At 39.2% G+C, this 15193-nt stretch carries 20 protein-coding genes; 14 read left to right on the top strand and 6 right to left on the bottom strand.

Features of this window, described 5'->3' with window-relative positions; all coding sequences use genetic code 11:
• The first annotated feature begins 4 nt into the window (after positions 1-4).
• Genes DOK79_RS13615 through DOK79_RS13570 form a run of 10 tightly spaced genes read left to right on the top strand, consistent with a single transcriptional unit; the run spans position 5 to position 7989 of the window.
• Positions 5-286: a BMC domain-containing protein gene (locus DOK79_RS13615; RefSeq protein ID WP_206858931.1), complete on the top strand. Its 282-nt coding sequence runs from the start codon at positions 5-7 to the stop codon at positions 284-286.
• Entirely contained in the window at positions 279-905 is a 627-nt protein-coding gene (gene pduL, locus DOK79_RS13610) for a phosphate propanoyltransferase (protein ID WP_206858934.1), read from the top strand. Before DOK79_RS13615 ends, pduL begins: the two co-directional genes overlap by 8 nt.
• Before the next feature lie 16 nt (positions 906-921).
• On the top strand, positions 922-1761 hold the full coding sequence (gene eutJ, locus DOK79_RS13605; RefSeq protein ID WP_206858937.1) for an ethanolamine utilization protein EutJ: 840 nt from the start codon (positions 922-924) through the stop codon (positions 1759-1761).
• Between the two features lie 9 nt (positions 1762-1770).
• Positions 1771-2256 carry a PduM family microcompartment protein gene (gene pduM / locus DOK79_RS13600; protein WP_206858938.1) on the top strand — a complete coding sequence of 162 codons (486 nt, stop codon included), beginning with the start codon at positions 1771-1773 and terminating at the stop codon, positions 2254-2256.
• Complete coding sequence (locus DOK79_RS13595) at positions 2250-2513, top strand: EutN/CcmL family microcompartment protein (protein WP_071867455.1); 264 nt, start codon at positions 2250-2252, stop codon at positions 2511-2513. The genes pduM and DOK79_RS13595 overlap by 7 nt, the downstream gene beginning before the upstream one ends.
• Positions 2514-2526: 13 nt before the next feature.
• Positions 2527-3513 carry a cob(I)yrinic acid a,c-diamide adenosyltransferase gene (locus tag DOK79_RS13590; RefSeq protein ID WP_206858941.1) on the top strand — a complete coding sequence of 329 codons (987 nt, stop codon included), beginning with the start codon at positions 2527-2529 and terminating at the stop codon, positions 3511-3513.
• Positions 3513-4913, top strand: coding sequence for an aldehyde dehydrogenase family protein (locus tag DOK79_RS13585; RefSeq protein WP_206858942.1), 1401 nt, complete (start codon positions 3513-3515; stop codon positions 4911-4913). The genes DOK79_RS13590 and DOK79_RS13585 overlap by 1 nt, the downstream gene beginning before the upstream one ends.
• Before the next feature lie 11 nt (positions 4914-4924).
• On the top strand, positions 4925-6040 hold the full coding sequence (locus DOK79_RS13580; protein ID WP_242543338.1) for a 1-propanol dehydrogenase PduQ: 1116 nt from the start codon (positions 4925-4927) through the stop codon (positions 6038-6040).
• A gap of 14 nt (positions 6041-6054) precedes the next feature.
• Positions 6055-6774, top strand: a complete 720-nt coding sequence (locus DOK79_RS13575) for an MIP/aquaporin family protein (protein ID WP_086334715.1) — start codon at positions 6055-6057, stop codon at positions 6772-6774.
• Positions 6775-6798: 24 nt separating this feature from the next.
• Positions 6799-7989, top strand: a complete 1191-nt coding sequence (locus tag DOK79_RS13570) for an acetate/propionate family kinase (RefSeq protein WP_206858943.1) — start codon at positions 6799-6801, stop codon at positions 7987-7989.
• 379 nt (positions 7990-8368) lie between these two features.
• Here the strand turns inward: DOK79_RS13570 and DOK79_RS13565 are convergent, their stop codons facing one another.
• A complete protein-coding gene (locus DOK79_RS13565) occupies positions 8369-9385 on the bottom strand; it encodes a hypothetical protein (protein ID WP_242543339.1) in 1017 nt (338 codons plus the stop codon).
• A 415-nt stretch (positions 9386-9800) separates the two neighbouring features.
• On the opposite strand from DOK79_RS13565, the gene DOK79_RS13560 reads away from it, so the two are divergent.
• Positions 9801-10595: a MerR family transcriptional regulator gene (locus tag DOK79_RS13560; protein WP_206858944.1), complete on the top strand. Its 795-nt coding sequence runs from the start codon at positions 9801-9803 to the stop codon at positions 10593-10595.
• A 119-nt stretch (positions 10596-10714) separates the two neighbouring features.
• On the opposite strand, the gene DOK79_RS13555 is transcribed toward DOK79_RS13560, so the two are convergent.
• The 3 genes from DOK79_RS13555 to DOK79_RS13545 form a co-directional block, all read right to left on the bottom strand.
• Positions 10715-10879, bottom strand: coding sequence for a hypothetical protein (locus DOK79_RS13555; protein WP_206858946.1), 165 nt, complete (start codon positions 10877-10879; stop codon positions 10715-10717).
• Positions 10880-11183: 304 nt separating this feature from the next.
• A complete protein-coding gene (locus DOK79_RS13550) occupies positions 11184-11333 on the bottom strand; it encodes a hypothetical protein (RefSeq protein WP_010735353.1) in 150 nt (49 codons plus the stop codon).
• A 237-nt stretch (positions 11334-11570) separates the two neighbouring features.
• Positions 11571-12317: a hypothetical protein gene (locus tag DOK79_RS13545; protein ID WP_206858947.1), complete on the bottom strand. Its 747-nt coding sequence runs from the start codon at positions 12315-12317 to the stop codon at positions 11571-11573.
• A gap of 413 nt (positions 12318-12730) precedes the next feature.
• On the opposite strand from DOK79_RS13545, the gene DOK79_RS13540 reads away from it, so the two are divergent.
• The 3 genes from DOK79_RS13540 (at position 12731) to DOK79_RS13530 (ending at position 14118) form a co-directional block, all read left to right on the top strand.
• Positions 12731-13207 (top strand): flavodoxin family protein, encoded by a 477-nt coding sequence (locus tag DOK79_RS13540; RefSeq protein WP_206858949.1) that lies wholly within the window; start codon positions 12731-12733, stop codon positions 13205-13207.
• 185 nt (positions 13208-13392) lie between these two features.
• Positions 13393-13593: a cold-shock protein gene (locus DOK79_RS13535; RefSeq protein WP_206858950.1), complete on the top strand. Its 201-nt coding sequence runs from the start codon at positions 13393-13395 to the stop codon at positions 13591-13593.
• Between the two features lie 75 nt (positions 13594-13668).
• Positions 13669-14118, top strand: a complete 450-nt coding sequence (locus DOK79_RS13530) for a GNAT family N-acetyltransferase (protein WP_206858951.1) — start codon at positions 13669-13671, stop codon at positions 14116-14118.
• A gap of 63 nt (positions 14119-14181) precedes the next feature.
• Here DOK79_RS13530 and DOK79_RS13525 read toward each other — a convergent pair whose 3' ends face one another.
• Together DOK79_RS13525 and DOK79_RS13520 are read right to left on the bottom strand one after the other, a co-directional pair.
• Positions 14182-14544 (bottom strand): TIGR02328 family protein, encoded by a 363-nt coding sequence (locus tag DOK79_RS13525; protein WP_206858952.1) that lies wholly within the window; start codon positions 14542-14544, stop codon positions 14182-14184.
• A 35-nt stretch (positions 14545-14579) separates the two neighbouring features.
• A complete protein-coding gene (locus DOK79_RS13520) occupies positions 14580-14813 on the bottom strand; it encodes a helix-turn-helix domain-containing protein (RefSeq protein ID WP_206858954.1) in 234 nt (77 codons plus the stop codon).
• Positions 14814-15193: the final 380 nt, after the last annotated feature.

The following is a 15193-nucleotide window of genomic DNA, read 5'->3' as shown; positions in this document are numbered from 1 at the left end:
ATAAATGAATGATGCATTAGGAATGATCGAAACAAAAGGTTTAGTAGGAGCTGTTGAAGCAGCTGACGCAATGGTCAAAGCAGCAAACGTACAATTGATCGGAACTGAAAAAATCGGTTCTGGTTTAGTAACGATCATGGTGCGCGGAGATGTTGGCGCAGTCAAAGCAGCGACAGATGCTGGTTCTGCTGCGGCTGAACGTGTAGGGGAAGTGGTTTCTGTACACGTGATCCCACGCCCACATCATGATGTGAATAAACTATTAGCTGGTCAAGACAATGCTTGATTTTTCAAAAGCTGAGTTGAAAGAAATCGTCCGGAAAGTGATCGCAGATCTTGATCAAACCTTTCCGATCGGGATCTCAAATCGTCATATCCATCTGACACCAGCTCACTTTGAACAGCTTTTTCCTGGACAAAACATTGAGCGATTACGTGAGTTGAAACAACCTGGGGAGTTTGCAGCAAAGCAAACGGTGACGTTGATCGGTCCAAAGGGAAAGATCGAACGAGTAAGAATCCTTGGTCCGTTTCGCAATCGTTCACAAGTGGAAGTTTCAAAAACCGATGCGCGTCTGTTAGGAATCAATCCACCAATCAAGCTTTCTGGTGATCTTGACGAAGCAGTTGAAATCACTTTGATGACTGAAGCTGCTACGATCACGATTCCAGCTGCCATCATTGCACAACGACATATCCATTTGAATCTTAAGGATATGAAACGTTTGGATCTGGCTAAAGATGAGTTGGTGTCAGTCGAAATTTTATCTGGTGAACGAGCAACTGTCTATCATGAGGTTGCCTTACGTCCACATGAAAAATTTATTATGGAAATGCACATCGACACAGATGAAGCGAACGCAGCCAATGTGACTACTGAAACTAGAGCAAGGATCATTCGTTGATCAGAAGGAGCAAGAGATGCAAGGAATTGAGAAAGCGAACCAGTTATTAGAATCTTTCGAAAAAATCGTCCATTCTTTTGTACCAACTGATCATACAGCGGCTGATGGCTATAAAGTAGGCGTCGATCTGGGAACAGCTTCAATCGTATTAGTTGTTTTAGATGCCAACAACCAACCGTTATTCGGGGCTTTCAAAGAAGCGAAGGTGATTCGAGACGGTTTGGTGGTTGATTATCAAAAAGCGGTGAAAATCGTCGAAGCTTTGCGGGAAGAAGCGGAGGCTGCTTTAGGGTTTGAACTGAAAGCAGCTTCCGGGGCTATCCCCCCAGGAACGATCGGTAACAACAAAAAAGTAGTAGCAAACGTCATTGAAAGTGCGGGGATGGAAATCGATCAGTTAGTGGATGAGCCGTCAGCGGCTGCCTTGACACTTGATATTTCAGACGGTGCAGTCATTGATATCGGGGGCGGAACGACGGGCATCAGCATCTTAAAGAATGGCGAAGTTGCATTCGTTGATGATGAACCCACTGGCGGAACGCATATGACGCTAGTGATCGCAGGGTATCACGGAGTGGACACAGATGAAGCGGAGAAAATCAAGAGAAATCCCAAAAATGAAGCGGAGAATTTTACGATTTGTCGTCCAGTGATTCAAAAAATGGCGACGATCGCAAAAAATATGTTGGATGCACATCCAATCGAGCCGATTTTTGTTGTCGGCGGGGCTGCTTATTTTACACAGTTCGAAGAAGAAATGAGTAGTGTCATTGGCAAGGAAGTATTGAAACCCATTCATCCGCAATTCGTTACACCGATCGGCATAGCGATGGCTTCTGAAGTCATCGTGGAATAGGAGTTTCGTATGGAAGAAATTATTCAAAAAGTGGTTGATTGGCTCATCAAAAGAGAAAAAAGTACAGTGATCGTATCAGCTGATGCGGTCGATACCGATTCGATCAAACCTTTTCTGTCGAATAAATTTGTCTATGTCAAAAATTGCGACTGTTTCTTTTTAACGAATTTCGCAAGAAAAAATGAGAGTGATCCATTTGTACGATGGCTATTTCGTAGCTTGGACTACGGTTGCGAGCTTAGATTTCAATGCTCTTTTTCGGATCTGACTTTGATACCTGAAGAAATCTTCCACTATAATGTCGAAGTTTATACAGCTACTGAAAAACCATGTTATGCCTTTTCGAATCGGTATATCACTTATAAGCAAGTGGCTGTTCTGCCGAATCATGCAGTGTTGATTCTTTCAATGAAACAAAACTTTACATTATTGGCACAAGAAATCATTCAGGAAAAACAGATAACTGTTTGTAAAAGGAGCGGATCTCAATGTTAATGGGAAAAATAATCGGTAGCGTTGTGTCTACTCAAAAAGATTCCTCTCTTGTAGGCAAAAAACTAATGATCGTTCAACCGATCAATGCGCAAAAAGAGGCAGTACGTTTTCAACAAGTAGCAGCTGATACTGTAGGTGCTGGCATTGGTGATTATGTTCTGTTGAATAGCGGCAGTTCAGCGAGACATTTATTCTCGGAACCATCAGAAGCGGTCGATTGTGCGATTGTTGGGATCATCGATACATTTGACATGTAAGGGAGTGAAAAGAATGCCGATCTATACAAAAACTGGTGATAAAGGAATGACCAGTCTTTTTGATGGGACACGAGTCAAAAAAGCGAGTTTAAGAGTTGAAGTTTATGGAACTTTTGATGAATGCTGTGCGCAGATCAGTTTGGCACAAAAAATGTTGAAAAACCAGGAAAGCCAACTTGCGCTAGACTGGATCCAAAATAAACTTTTTCAGATGAATGCAGAATTAGCAACAGCGACGAAAACTGATAAATTGGTCAACAAAAGCGATCTGATCTCTATGGAGGATATCCGACAATTGGAAATTTGGATCGATAAAAAAACGGCGAAGTTACCACCGATCCATGAATTTATCTTACCGGGGAAAAGTTTAGCTGGGGCGCAACTTCATGTGGCTCGAACCGTTTGTCGTCGAGGCGAACGTGTACTTGATCGTTTCATGGAAAACGAAGAAGTCCGTGCAGAGCTTAGCAAGTTTGCTAATCGTTTGTCGGATTGCTTGTATTCTTTTGCCCGTGAGGCAGATCATGAACAGGAACAAGAAGCGCTGATCACTAAAATCATTCATCGTTATCAAGAACGTGTGCAACAGCCAAAAGTCAAACCTGACTTTGAAGAGATCGTGCACGCTTGTATCGATCATGCGAATTGTTTGAGCGTACCTGTTTCTATTGCAATCGTTGATAAAAACGGGGCTTTGAAACAATTCTATCGAATGGACGATGCACTGATCGTTAGTGAAAGCATGGCGATCAAAAAAGCCTATACAGCTGTTTCGATGAAAGCTGATACGCATGAACTAACAGAGTTGGTACAACCAAGCCAGCCGCTTTTTCAACTAGAAACCTTAAGTGATGGAAAACTTGTGACATTCGGAGGAGGCTTCCTTCTTAAAGATGGACAAGGGAACATCATTGGTGGTGTCGGCGTGAGCGGTGGTCGTCCAGATCAAGATATGGCGATTGCAACAAAAGGAATCAAAAAGTTTAAGGAGCGAGCATGATGGGCGAAGAACAATTAAAAGAACAAATCATGAAAGTGATTCAAGGAATCCTTTTAGAAGAACCAACTACCGCAACTGCTTCGACTTCTTCTGTCGGGATCTTTCCAACAGTTGACACAGCGGTTGCAGCTGCAAAAACAGCACAAGAACGTTTGGATGACTTGTCATTGGAACAACGAAAAGCAATTATTGCTGCGATTCGTACAGGGATGACGCCACATATCGAAACAATTGCTCGTGAGACGGTTGAAGAAACCAAAATGGGAAGATATGAAGATAAGATCCAAAAATTAACGCTTGCGATCAATAAGACACCTGGCGTGGAAGATCTTGTAACTGAAGCGGTCACTGGTGATAATGGAATGACACTTTATGAGTTATCTCCATATGGGGTGATTGGTGCGGTGACGCCAAGTACCAATCCAGCTGAAACATTGATCTGTAATGCAATCGGGATGATTGCAGCAGGAAATGCGATTTATTTCAGTGTCCATCCAGGGGCAAAGCGCATTTCTGGTTGGGTTGTTTCAAAATTGAATGAATTGATCTATCAAAGTTGTGGCATCCATAACTTGGTGGTAACGATTGAAAAACCTTCGATCGAAGCAGCGCAAGAGCTGATGAGTCATCCAGACATCTCATTGTTAGTGATCACTGGTGGACCTGGTGTTGTGCGCCAAGCAATGAAGAGTGGTAAGAAGACGATTGCAGCGGGGGAAGGCAATCCGCCCTCACTTGTCGATGAAACCGCAGACCTTGATAAAGCAGCGGCGGATATTGTTTTGGGCGCATCTTTTGATAACAACATCTTGTGTACAGCAGAGAAAAGTGTTGTTGCTGTCGAACAAGTGGTTGATTACTTGATTTTACAAATGGAAAAACAAGGGGCTTATTACGTAGGGGATGAACAAATCATCCAACGATTGATCGATAAGATGATTGCGGAAAATGGGGCACCTAATCGACAGTTTGTTGGGAAAAATGCGAGTGAGCTTTTAGCTGCTGTCGGTGTAAATGTATCAGCGGACATTCGCGTGATCATTATGAAAACAGATAAAAATCATCCGTTTGTTGTCAAAGAAATGTTGATGCCGATCTTGCCGATTGTGACAGTGAAAGATTTTGATGAAGCCTTACCGACGGCTTTAGGAATCGAAAACAAGTGTCATCACACGGCAACGATGCATTCGCAAAATATTCAACGATTGAACCTTGCAGCGAAGAAATTCCAAACATCGATCTTTGTAAAAAATGGTTCTTCTTTTGCAGGATTAGGGTTTGGTGGAGAAGGTCCAACCACATTCACGATTGCAACACCAACCGGCGAATGTACGACGACTGCTAGAAATTTTGCTAGAAAACGTCGTTGTGTGTTAACGGACGGATTTTCGATTCGTTAGGAGGAAACAGTTTGAATAATTGGTCAATGAAAACAAAGGTTGCTGTAACAACGAACATCGTAGAAAGGTTCGAACATTTTGCAAATGAAACCGTTCTATTCGTTTTTGATCCTTTTTTGAAAAGTAATCAAAAAGTACTTGAAATGATTGCTTATTTAGAACAGAAAAATCGTGTGATCACATTTACCGAGATCGTTCCTGATCCACCAATTGAAAAAGTAGTGAAAGGGATGCAAATTGCTATGCAGGCTGAACCGACTGTCGTGATCGCAATCGGTGGTGGGTCTGCATTAGATACTGCTAAAGGAATCATTTATTTCTATCAGAAGGTAGCAAAGCAAGCAATCAGTTATTTTGTGGCGATCCCAACAACTAGTGGGACTGGCTCTGAGGTGACTAGTGCAGCTGTGATCACCGATACAGCAAATAAAATCAAATATCCGATATTTGATGAGCAGCTGGTTCCTGATGAAGCCATCTTGTCAATTGACTTTGTGCTGACAAGTCCGCCTTCGATCACTGCTTATAGTGGATTGGACGTTCTGACACATGCATTAGAAGCTTTGGTAGCGAAAGGGCGAACCAATTATTCTTCTGCGCTTGCAGAAAAAGCAATCGGTCTTGTCTTTTCGAATCTAGTCGAGTGTGTAAAAAATGGGCAAAATGAAGAAGCTCGCGTGCAAATGCATGAAGCAGCTACTCTAGCTGGTGTCGCTTTTGACAATGCTGGCTTAGGTGTTTGCCATGCTTTAGCTCATCAAGTTGGCGCGCTTTTCAAAGTTCCGCATGGTTTGGCAAATGCGATGTTGTTGCCGCATGTCATTTTAGCAAATGCCAAAGATTGGACAGCAAAAGCTTTATACGCAGACGTGTCACGAAAACTTAAATTGTGTACGAACGGTCTCTCAGACGAAGTGGCCGTGATCAAATTAGTGGATGCAATCAAACGATTGAGTAAAGAATCTGGAGTCCCAACAACTTTAGCTGAATGGAAAGTTGAGGAGTCAAGCGCTCATCGAGTAGCCGATCAAGTCGCTGCCAATGCTGCCAATGATTTTACTTTCCAATCGAATCCGATTGCTTTCAATCATGCACAATTAAAAGAAATCTATCAAAAAATCGTTTAAAAGGGGAGCATAAAATGGATAATACAGTATTGGGTGAATTTATTGGAACGTTAGTCTTAACACTTTTCGGTTGTGGTGTTGGTTGTAGTATCAACCTAAAGAAAACCTTAGCAAAAGCAGTTGGAGCTAACTGGGTATTAGTTGCATTTGGTTGGGGCGTTGCCGTAATGTTAGGGATCTATTCGGCTGGCTATTTTGGTTCGCCAGGGCATTTGAATCCTGCGGTTTCGATTGCTTTTGCAATTGGCGGGCTTTTTGAGTGGAATATGGTCGTGCCATTTGTCTTAGCCCAGTTTGCAGGCGCATTCTTAGGTGCGTTGATTGCCGCTATTTCGTTTATGGCGCATTTCAAAGAAACTGGTGCTGATGAAGGGAACTCGGTAGGTATCTTTGCCACAGGTCCAGCCATCGATGCACCAATTGCGAATGTGATCAGTGAGATCATTGCAACATTTGCATTTATCTTCACCTTATTGTTACTTCCAGCAGGAGACTTCCCAGGAGGATTCCAACCGGTTGTCGCATTATTCTTGTTAGTCGGTATCTCATTCTCATTTGGTTCAACAACAGGGTATGCTATCAACCCAGCTCGTGACCTTGGTCCGCGCTTGATGTATACATTGATGCCTTTGCCAAATAAAAACACTGACTACAACTGGAAGTACGCATGGGTGCCATTAGTAGGTCCAATCGTTGGCGCAACGATTGCTGTGCTTTTAGTAAATATTCTGTAAAAGATTAGATTGAGGGGTAAAGCATTGAAAGAATTAATTATTGCGATCAATTCAGGAAGTTCTTCCTTGAAATTTCAAGTGTATGAGTTTCCTGAAGAAAAAATGATCGCCAAAGGATTGTTTGAACGAATCGGACTGGCGACATCAATGGATTTGACGTATTCGTTAGACGAAGCTAAAAACAGACGCTCTGTTGAAGGAGAAACGCATGAAGATGCAGTCAAGTTCTTATTAGAATTTCTATTGGAACAAAAAATCGTTGCTGATCTATCAGAAATCACTGGGGTTGGCCATCGTGTCGCTCATGGTGGAGAATTCTTTAAAGGCTCATGCTTAGTGGATGACGAAGCGTTAGAAAAAATCAAATCGCTCGCTCATTTAGCTCCGTTGCATAATCCAATCAACATCATGGGAATCGAAGCTTTCAAAAATAATCTGCCAGCTTGTCCGCAAGTGGCGGTGTTTGATACGTCATTCCACCAGACGATGCCAGAAGAAAACTTTCTGTATCCAATTCCTTATCATTTGTATGAAGAAGAAGGGATTCGCCGTTTTGGTTTCCATGGCACAAGTCATCAATATGTGGCGGCTGAAGCTGCCAAGTCTTTAGGGAAAAATGTGGAGGACTTAAAAATCATTTCTTGTCACTTAGGAAATGGTGGGAGCATTTGTGCAATCAAAAATGGACGATCCGTCATCACGAGTATGGGATTCACTCCTTTAGCAGGGATCATGATGGGCACTCGCTGTGGCGATATCGACCCTTCGATCGTGACGTATCTAGGTAGAGAAAAACAGATGAGTTTTGCAGAAATCGAGCAAATGATGAACCAAGAATCTGGTTTCAAAGGGGTTTCTGGTATCAGCAGTGATGCTCGTGATATTGAGGAAGCATTTGAACAAGGAAATCCAAAAGCGATTTTAGCGATGAACATGTTTTGTGGTCGAGTAAAACAAACGATCGGTTCGTATGCTGCTGAGTTGGGTGGACTTGATGTGTTGATCTTCACTGCAGGGATCGGAGAAAACTCACCAATCATTCGCCAACTAGCTTGCGAAGGCTTGTCATTCTTTGGCGTAACAGTTGATGAACAAAGAAACAATTCAAGACAATCAATGATCAGTCAAGAAGACGGACAGGTTGCTGTCATGGTCGTACCAACGAATGAAGAGCGAATGATCGTACGTGAGACAAATCAACTGATTGCGAATTAAGACAGCAAATAATCAACCTCCTTATGAAAAGCTGGAATCGCATTCTGAGAGACTTTAAAAAGTTTTTTTGAATGTTTTTCAAAACGATCATCAGTTGTCTGATTTCATCCATTATATCTATAACTGTTAAAAGTTTTTTTGGTGATCAAAAGAAGATGTATGATGTAGAATCAATCGAAGTGTAAAAGCTTAGGTTGGTTCTTTTTTTATTGGAGTGAAGAGAGGGGACATTAAAATAAACCATACCAACTGAAAATAGAGTAGACGATTTCAGCTGGAACGGTTTATTCCTTAGAGCGAGGCGACTATATTGAAGTAGCCACATAAGCATGAGTGTAATTAATTTATAGATCTATCAATCGATGCTTGATTTCAAAGATTATTGTAATTTGAAAAAGAGTCGATTGGTAAAATCATTGAATTCGATCAGTGTGTCATCTCCGATTGGAACGAGTAATGCAACTTTTCCTTTATCTGATCCACCTTCGTATAGATCTTTACTGCCAAATTCTTCGTTACCTAAGTAACTATACTCGTCTTGATTGACCTCTTCACCGGAAGAACTAATTGGTACAAATAAGGAAAGCCCGCGGTATGGATAATCTTGACTCCCTTTATTGACGGTCATTTCCACATCGAACATCACCCATTCTTTTCCTTCTGGGGCTGGTTCATTGAATTCGTTGAGGCTGACCATATGATTAAACGCCTCTTCGCCACGAATCACGTTACTAACCGTTATTGTAAGATTAGCTTCAATGTCTTCATAGTCATCATCATAATATACCGTATCGAAAGTAATCGGTGTGCCTAGTGGAACAGGATTTGAACGTTTTCCAAAAGCGGAATCGCCTGATAGATTATCCGAGTCGCTTAATTCGGTCGAGTTATCTGTGATATCAACAAGTGATGAATCATCTGTTTCGGATGTTTGTGTTTCTGTGCTGTCTGAGCGAGTAGAAGAGGTTGCTGTTTTGCTTTTATCGTATGGTTTCAAAACGAGTTTTTCATCTGTTTCACTACCTTCGACGGGTGTTAGAATAATATTTTTATCTTCTTTAGATACTGTATATTTGGCAGTACCTTCGTCATTTTCCCAAGTCATGGTATTGCCTTCTAAACTGTATTCGATCTTAAATTCAAATTCTTCGATCATGGATTTTGCTAATTCTTCGCCAAATGCTTCCCATTCATTCGTAGCTGTCGATTGATAGGAAGAAGGATCGATACGAAACGAGATAACATGATTTGAAAAAGAAGCAATCACGTTTACTTCCTCCATATCCTCGATCAACCAATCATTTTCTTTTAAATCATCAACACTGATTTGCCTTCCACAGGCAGTTAGAAATAGCAGAACGAATAACATAATGGAACGACTAACGATTTTTTTCATTTTCTTCCCCCAAAAATTTATTTTTACTACTATGTAAATATGTAGTAGTTACTAAAGGATGAATCACTAATATGATGTGAAAGCCTATTCATTTCTGGAAATATTTTTTATTATATCTTCTTTGGTTTATCATCGAAAACACATTAATATTATATCTTTGTATAATGAATAATACAAGACTATGTTCGAATATATTTGTTTTTTTAAGATAGAACGAAAGAACCGATTGGAAATAGTTCGAAACACCATTTATAACAAAGAGGAAAGGAGAAGGGCAGATGTGAATAATTGCAATTCTTGTTTTATTTGTTTGTTAAAAAATAACAAAAATATGTAAAGTGTTTCGTTTTTTTATGGTATAATCAATATCTAAATACTTGATACTAAGCCGTATCTGACATGTAGGAGAATGGAAATGAGAGAAACTGACATAAAAAGTGAACTGTTGTCTATCGGAGAATTGGCGAAAATCACCGGTGTCAACATTAAGTCATTAAGATATTATGAGCAGATTGGGGTCCTGTTGCCCGTGTATGTCAATCCAAGCTCGGGTTACCGCTACTATTCATTAGCTCAAGTGAGTGCAGTTGAACTGATTCAAGCATGTGTAGAGATCGGTATACCGTTAAAAGAGCTGCACCGATTTGGCGATTCCAAAAGTTCAATCGACTATCTTTCTTTTTTGACCTATAGTGAAGAACTAATGAAGCAAAAAATCGATGCGCTTCAGCAAAACTTAAAAGGCATGCAAGCGTTGAAAGAGGAGGTCGAACTCCTTAAAAAATATCGACATTCAAAAAATCAACATATCCGGAAGATGAATGAGAAATATCTGTATGTTTTTCCTTATCAGCCCACTGATAATAAAAAGACGCTTTATACAGAAGCGGCAAAATTATTTGAGCGTTCGCTTGAAGGTGGCTATGAACCTTTATATGATTTTGGTTTTCTCTATGAGTTTACAGACGAAAATATTCAACAATATATGTTTTTAGAGATCATGCCTACAACAAATATCTGTGAAAATATCAAAGTTTTACCAAGTGGGCAGTATGCCTGCCGTTTTACACCTAAAAACTATGGTGAAAATCTTCCAGAATTGTTTCCCGAAATATTTAGTAAAAAAGGAAAGGTTCTTGCGATCGAAGCAGAAGCGGCAACGGGAACATTAGAAGAAATCATCTATGAAGCCAGAGTTTTTATTGACTGAGGACTGACTCATATAGAATTTAAAGTCAATGAAGAAAATAAGTAATGGTGGGTAGAAAAACATAATGAATATTGAAAAAAGAGCCAGTAGATCCGGCTCTTTTTTAATGATCGAAGCTTTTATTTTTCTTGATTTGATCGACGTTTTTTTTCGAGTATAGTCAATCCACCAACGATGATCAGAACAACAAAATAAGTTGTCCAGCTGATCAAATTGAAAACTAACAAGACTAATCCGACGATCAAACATAATAATAGCGTCCAAACGGTTAAATTTTTTTCCATAAAAGGGAGAAAACAAGTAAGAAAATCATTGATGATCCATTTTGCTTTCTACACTAAACCTCCTTGCGCTAAATTTCATACTTAGTAACAATGTTTCTATAAAAATAAATTTTAGCATAACTTGCTTCAATACTGCTAGTCTTAGATCATCATTGAAAGGATCATGTATGTTGAGCGCCGTGTGAGGACTTATAAGATAAGAGTCGAAGAGGGGATACATATAATTAAAGACACCTACTTTGACCTTCAAGTAGGTGTCTTTATTGTGAACTAGAGTTGCAATCGTCCATTCGGGGTTTCACTCCTATGCGGATTTTTTAAGTTCTTGCACTGCTTGTTCGATCGTTACACCAGTAGCTACGCGATTGCTATCCTCTTTGTCAAAAACGACGAAAAGATTTAAATCGGTGTTAAGAGTGACACGATATTGTAGTTCTTTGTTATAGAATGTCATAGTCATTCTCCTTTCTGTTGTTCTTATGAAAGGCAACGATACGTTGATAACGAAATTCCATAGTTATTATAGCACAGATGGATGAATAGAAGCAACTGTATCTTTATTAAATAATAATTATTATTATATGGAGCGGGGGATAGACTGCATGCTGTTTTCTATTCTAAAAAAAGTATATAAAAAGCCGTATAAAAAATAGGGGGAACCCCATTTTTTATACGGTATAAACTAAGTTTTTTAAAAACATTTTTCGCAAGGAGTCAATCCACGTGCCAACGCTTCGCTCATTGTTGCTGGATAATAAGTGCCGTTACCACATTTATGGGTGTGGTATTTCTTTCCAGTGCTTGTGACAAGGACTTGTCCTTCATTCGCTTGGGCTTGTTGTGCCTCAGCAGCAGCTGCTTGTTCTTGTGCCACTCGTTGTGCTTCAGCGGCAGCAGCTTGTTCTTGCGCCACTCGTTGTGCTTCGGCTTGTTCAGCAGCTACACGTGCTTCTTCAGCAATCCGGGCTTGCTCAGCTTCTTGTGCAATTCTTTCTGCTTCTAATCGCGCTTGTTCTTCTTGTGCTTTTCGTTCAGCTTCTTGCTTTGCCTGTTCTTCTTGCGCTTTCTTTTCAGCTTCTTGTCTTGCCTGTTCTTCTTGTGCTTTCTTTTCAGCTTCTTGTTTTGCTTTTTCTTCTTGCGCTTTTTTCTCGGCTGCTAGCCTTTCTTCTTCTTTCTTTTTTTCCTCTGCTTTTTTCTGTTCAGCAGCTTCTTCTTCATCGCTCGGTTGCGAACTTGTTTCTGTTGTAGCAGTGTCCGCTTTGGAAGTCTGTTCGGTTCCAGATCCACAAGCACTGCTGATCAATACAAAACCGAATAAGGCACTCAGTAAAATCAAATGACGCTGCCAATTCTTTTTGCTCTTTTTGTTTGATAGACTAGGTAATAGTACACCAATCATCAAACTCATAAACCCTAACAATAACATCAATAAATCCATTTTTTCCTCCTGTTTCTAAACCGATCACTTTCATACAAAGCTCCCCCAAATAAAAGTGAATGGTCGATTTACGGTAACTGACCGTATTCTCTATGTCGGATTCGAACCGACAAACCCAGTTAGAGAGTGACATTTCAATAGAAGAAAGACGAAAAGAAGTAGTGTGCGTAATGTTATAATTATATAAACTAAAGATAACAAACAATAATTATTTTATCATTACAAAAACAAAAATAATAGACAGATTTTCTGGTATCATCCATTTTAATATTTGTTTTATTAATGTAAAAAATGTTATATTTAAATAAGAAAAGTATTGTTTTGATATCATAATCGTTCTAATATAGAAAATATCTCATTTTTAAGTTAACAAGGGTTGTTGCGGTGAGAGAAAGAAGATGGGAGGAATGAAAATGAATGTTTTATTTATCAATGCAAGTCCTAATAAAAACGGCATGACTGCTAAATGGGGAGAAAAAATCTTAGCTGATATCAATTATTCGGTCTTGCATTTAGCTGATTACCGAATCAACCAATTAGGACAAGTAACAGGAATAGACGAATTTCAATTAGTGATGGATGTAGTAGCGAAAGCGGATGTCTTGATCATTGGGACACCAATTTATTGGTGGGATGTGACGGGTTTATTAAAAACATTTATCGATCGTTGGACGGATTTGTTTCAAACTGGCTTGGATACCGCAGAAGCACCGTTATATCAGAAACCTATTTTTTGGTTTGTACAAGGGGCTGCTCCAGAAGAAGCCATTGATGGAATCAAACAAATGTTAATGAATATCAGTGAGCGATTCCTAATGAAAAATCAGGGAATCATCTATCAGAAAAAAGACATTCCTTTGTTCAATGAAAAAATCAAAAAGTTACATTAGATTGGTAGATGTAAATGTTGCGAGGGTTTATAGTTGTGTTTTCTGAATCACCATGCTATAGTAAGTAAGTAATCTATTTTGAAACGTAATTTGAGCTATAACTTAATCATTATAAGACTCCTTTTGCCTATCAAATATTTATTGCACTATAAACGTACGTTGATACGTATCAGGAGGAAATATATATGAATAACGGTACAGTAAAATGGTTTAACGCAGACAAAGGTTTTGGATTTATCACTGGTGAAGATGGAAATGACGTATTCGCTCATTTTTCAGCTATCCAAGGTGAAGGTTTCAAAACATTAGACGAAGGTCAAGCTGTGACTTTTGATGTTGAAGATGGACAACGTGGCCCTCAAGCAATCAACATCGTTAAAGCATAATCAAACATTTATGTTTAACTGTTCTTTCATTGAAAGGACAGTTTTTTTATAATCATTTTTAAAGGAGTGATGAGCTTGAATTTGAATTTTAGAAGTATCGATCCAGAAGATTATTCTACTTGTTCCGAAATTTTAGTTGCTGCGTATGGTGGAGCCCCTTGGTTCAATCAATGGACAAAGGAAGAAGCCTTGCTTAGGATCCGGGCGACGATGAGTGGCATCAATGCGAGAGGGTACATAGTCGAAAAAGATGAACAGATCATCGCAATGTGTTTAGGTAGAATTGATTATTATTACGATAATTGGAAACAATTTTGTATTGATGAATTCAATGTTGCCGCACAGCTCCAAAAGCAAGGTGTTGGTAAAAAATTAATGAAATTCACTGCGAATATTTTGGAAGAAGAAGGAATAAATAATCTATTTCTGATTACTGGAGGAAAACAAGCAGCTGAATTTTACAAAAAAACTGGATTTGTAAAATCTGATGATGGGACAATGATGGAGTACGTAATAGAGAATTGATTAAAAAAGCTCTCGATCCTTAGATCGAGAGCTTTTTGCTATAGTTTGATCGATAACGCTTTTTTACAAGACGATTCCTTTTTGTTCAAGATTCGCCACGCATTCTGCTAAATAGATTTGATCATGCTCGGGGTAGAGTGGAGAGGTCCATTCTACAGGTGATAAAGATGTATAAGGTTCACAAATTTTCCCGCGATACAAAGGATCGAACCATTCTTCACCCGGTTTATAATTTTGCTTCTTCATTTCTTCCATGACTAACAAATGGTATTGAAATAATTTATAAGGAGAATGGGTGAAAACATAATCTACAGTAGCGTGTTTTCGGCCCCAACCATTACCTCGTAATGCACAACACTCGCGATGTTGTCCTAGTAATTGTTGGCGTGGCAGAGAGCTTAGTAAGCTTTGGTGCCATAATCGCATAAAATTGTTCCTTCCTTCTAGACATGTTCGAACTGTTATGAGGCTTCTGTTCGACCAATCAGGTAGTCGACAGTCGTGTCATAAAAGTCTGCTATAAATACTAACTCGATGACGCTGGGAATGTGACTTCCTTCTTCGTATTTTTTATATCGTTCAATCGGTAAGTTTACTTTTTCGGCAACTTGCGGAGTAGTCAATTGTTGTTTTTCTTTTAGAAAGTTTAAACGGCAATGCAACGTGTCTAATAAAATTGCTTCTTCAATCGTCATTTTCCATCACCTTTCTCTGAATAATCGTCTAAAATCTTAGTGTTTATTTATTCGATTTAAATAAAATAAATATGCGATGATAAAAATTATGGAGAGAATAAATCCGACTAAATTAAAATAAAAATGCTGTGTTGGTTCAAAAAACTGGTAATTTAATATTTTGTACATAAAATAGATTGCAGGCAAACTAGCCAAAGCAATTTTTTTACGTTCCTTTGTCCATTTGATAAACGAAAAAACAATCGGTGCAAATATAAACACAGGAAAAATAAAGGCAAGTCGACTCAATTCTAACATAATAAATAAACTCCCATAGCTATATTTTATTGGTGCATTGATGATGTTTTGAGTTATTAAATTTGAGAATATACTGGATTTAT

The sequence above is a fragment of the Enterococcus sp. DIV1094 genome (genome assembly GCF_017316305.2).
In the GTDB taxonomy this organism is placed as follows: domain Bacteria; phylum Bacillota; class Bacilli; order Lactobacillales; family Enterococcaceae; genus Enterococcus_B; species Enterococcus_B mangumiae.
The sequence above is the reverse complement of the archived record's forward strand: the minus strand, read 5'-3'. Positions and strand labels throughout refer to the sequence as shown.

Coding starts and splice junctions, on each gene's coding strand:
- DOK79_RS13615 (WP_206858931.1), top strand. CDS start 5: ATGAATGATGCATTAGGAATGATCGAAACAAAAGGTTTAGTAGGAGCT.
- pduL (WP_206858934.1), top strand. CDS start 279: ATGCTTGATTTTTCAAAAGCTGAGTTGAAAGAAATCGTCCGGAAAGTG.
- eutJ (WP_206858937.1), top strand. CDS start 922: ATGCAAGGAATTGAGAAAGCGAACCAGTTATTAGAATCTTTCGAAAAA.
- pduM (WP_206858938.1), top strand. CDS start 1,771: ATGGAAGAAATTATTCAAAAAGTGGTTGATTGGCTCATCAAAAGAGAA.
- DOK79_RS13595 (WP_071867455.1), top strand. CDS start 2,250: ATGTTAATGGGAAAAATAATCGGTAGCGTTGTGTCTACTCAAAAAGAT.
- DOK79_RS13590 (WP_206858941.1), top strand. CDS start 2,527: ATGCCGATCTATACAAAAACTGGTGATAAAGGAATGACCAGTCTTTTT.
- DOK79_RS13585 (WP_206858942.1), top strand. CDS start 3,513: ATGGGCGAAGAACAATTAAAAGAACAAATCATGAAAGTGATTCAAGGA.
- DOK79_RS13575 (WP_086334715.1), top strand. CDS start 6,055: ATGGATAATACAGTATTGGGTGAATTTATTGGAACGTTAGTCTTAACA.
- DOK79_RS13565 (WP_242543339.1), bottom strand. CDS start 9,385: ATGAAAAAAATCGTTAGTCGTTCCATTATGTTATTCGTTCTGCTATTT.
- DOK79_RS13560 (WP_206858944.1), top strand. CDS start 9,801: ATGAGAGAAACTGACATAAAAAGTGAACTGTTGTCTATCGGAGAATTG.
- DOK79_RS13555 (WP_206858946.1), bottom strand. CDS start 10,879: ATGGAAAAAAATTTAACCGTTTGGACGCTATTATTATGTTTGATCGTC.
- DOK79_RS13550 (WP_010735353.1), bottom strand. CDS start 11,333: ATGACATTCTATAACAAAGAACTACAATATCGTGTCACTCTTAACACC.
- DOK79_RS13545 (WP_206858947.1), bottom strand. CDS start 12,317: ATGGATTTATTGATGTTATTGTTAGGGTTTATGAGTTTGATGATTGGT.
- DOK79_RS13540 (WP_206858949.1), top strand. CDS start 12,731: ATGAATGTTTTATTTATCAATGCAAGTCCTAATAAAAACGGCATGACT.
- DOK79_RS13535 (WP_206858950.1), top strand. CDS start 13,393: ATGAATAACGGTACAGTAAAATGGTTTAACGCAGACAAAGGTTTTGGA.
- DOK79_RS13525 (WP_206858952.1), bottom strand. CDS start 14,544: ATGCGATTATGGCACCAAAGCTTACTAAGCTCTCTGCCACGCCAACAA.
- DOK79_RS13520 (WP_206858954.1), bottom strand. CDS start 14,813: ATGACGATTGAAGAAGCAATTTTATTAGACACGTTGCATTGCCGTTTA.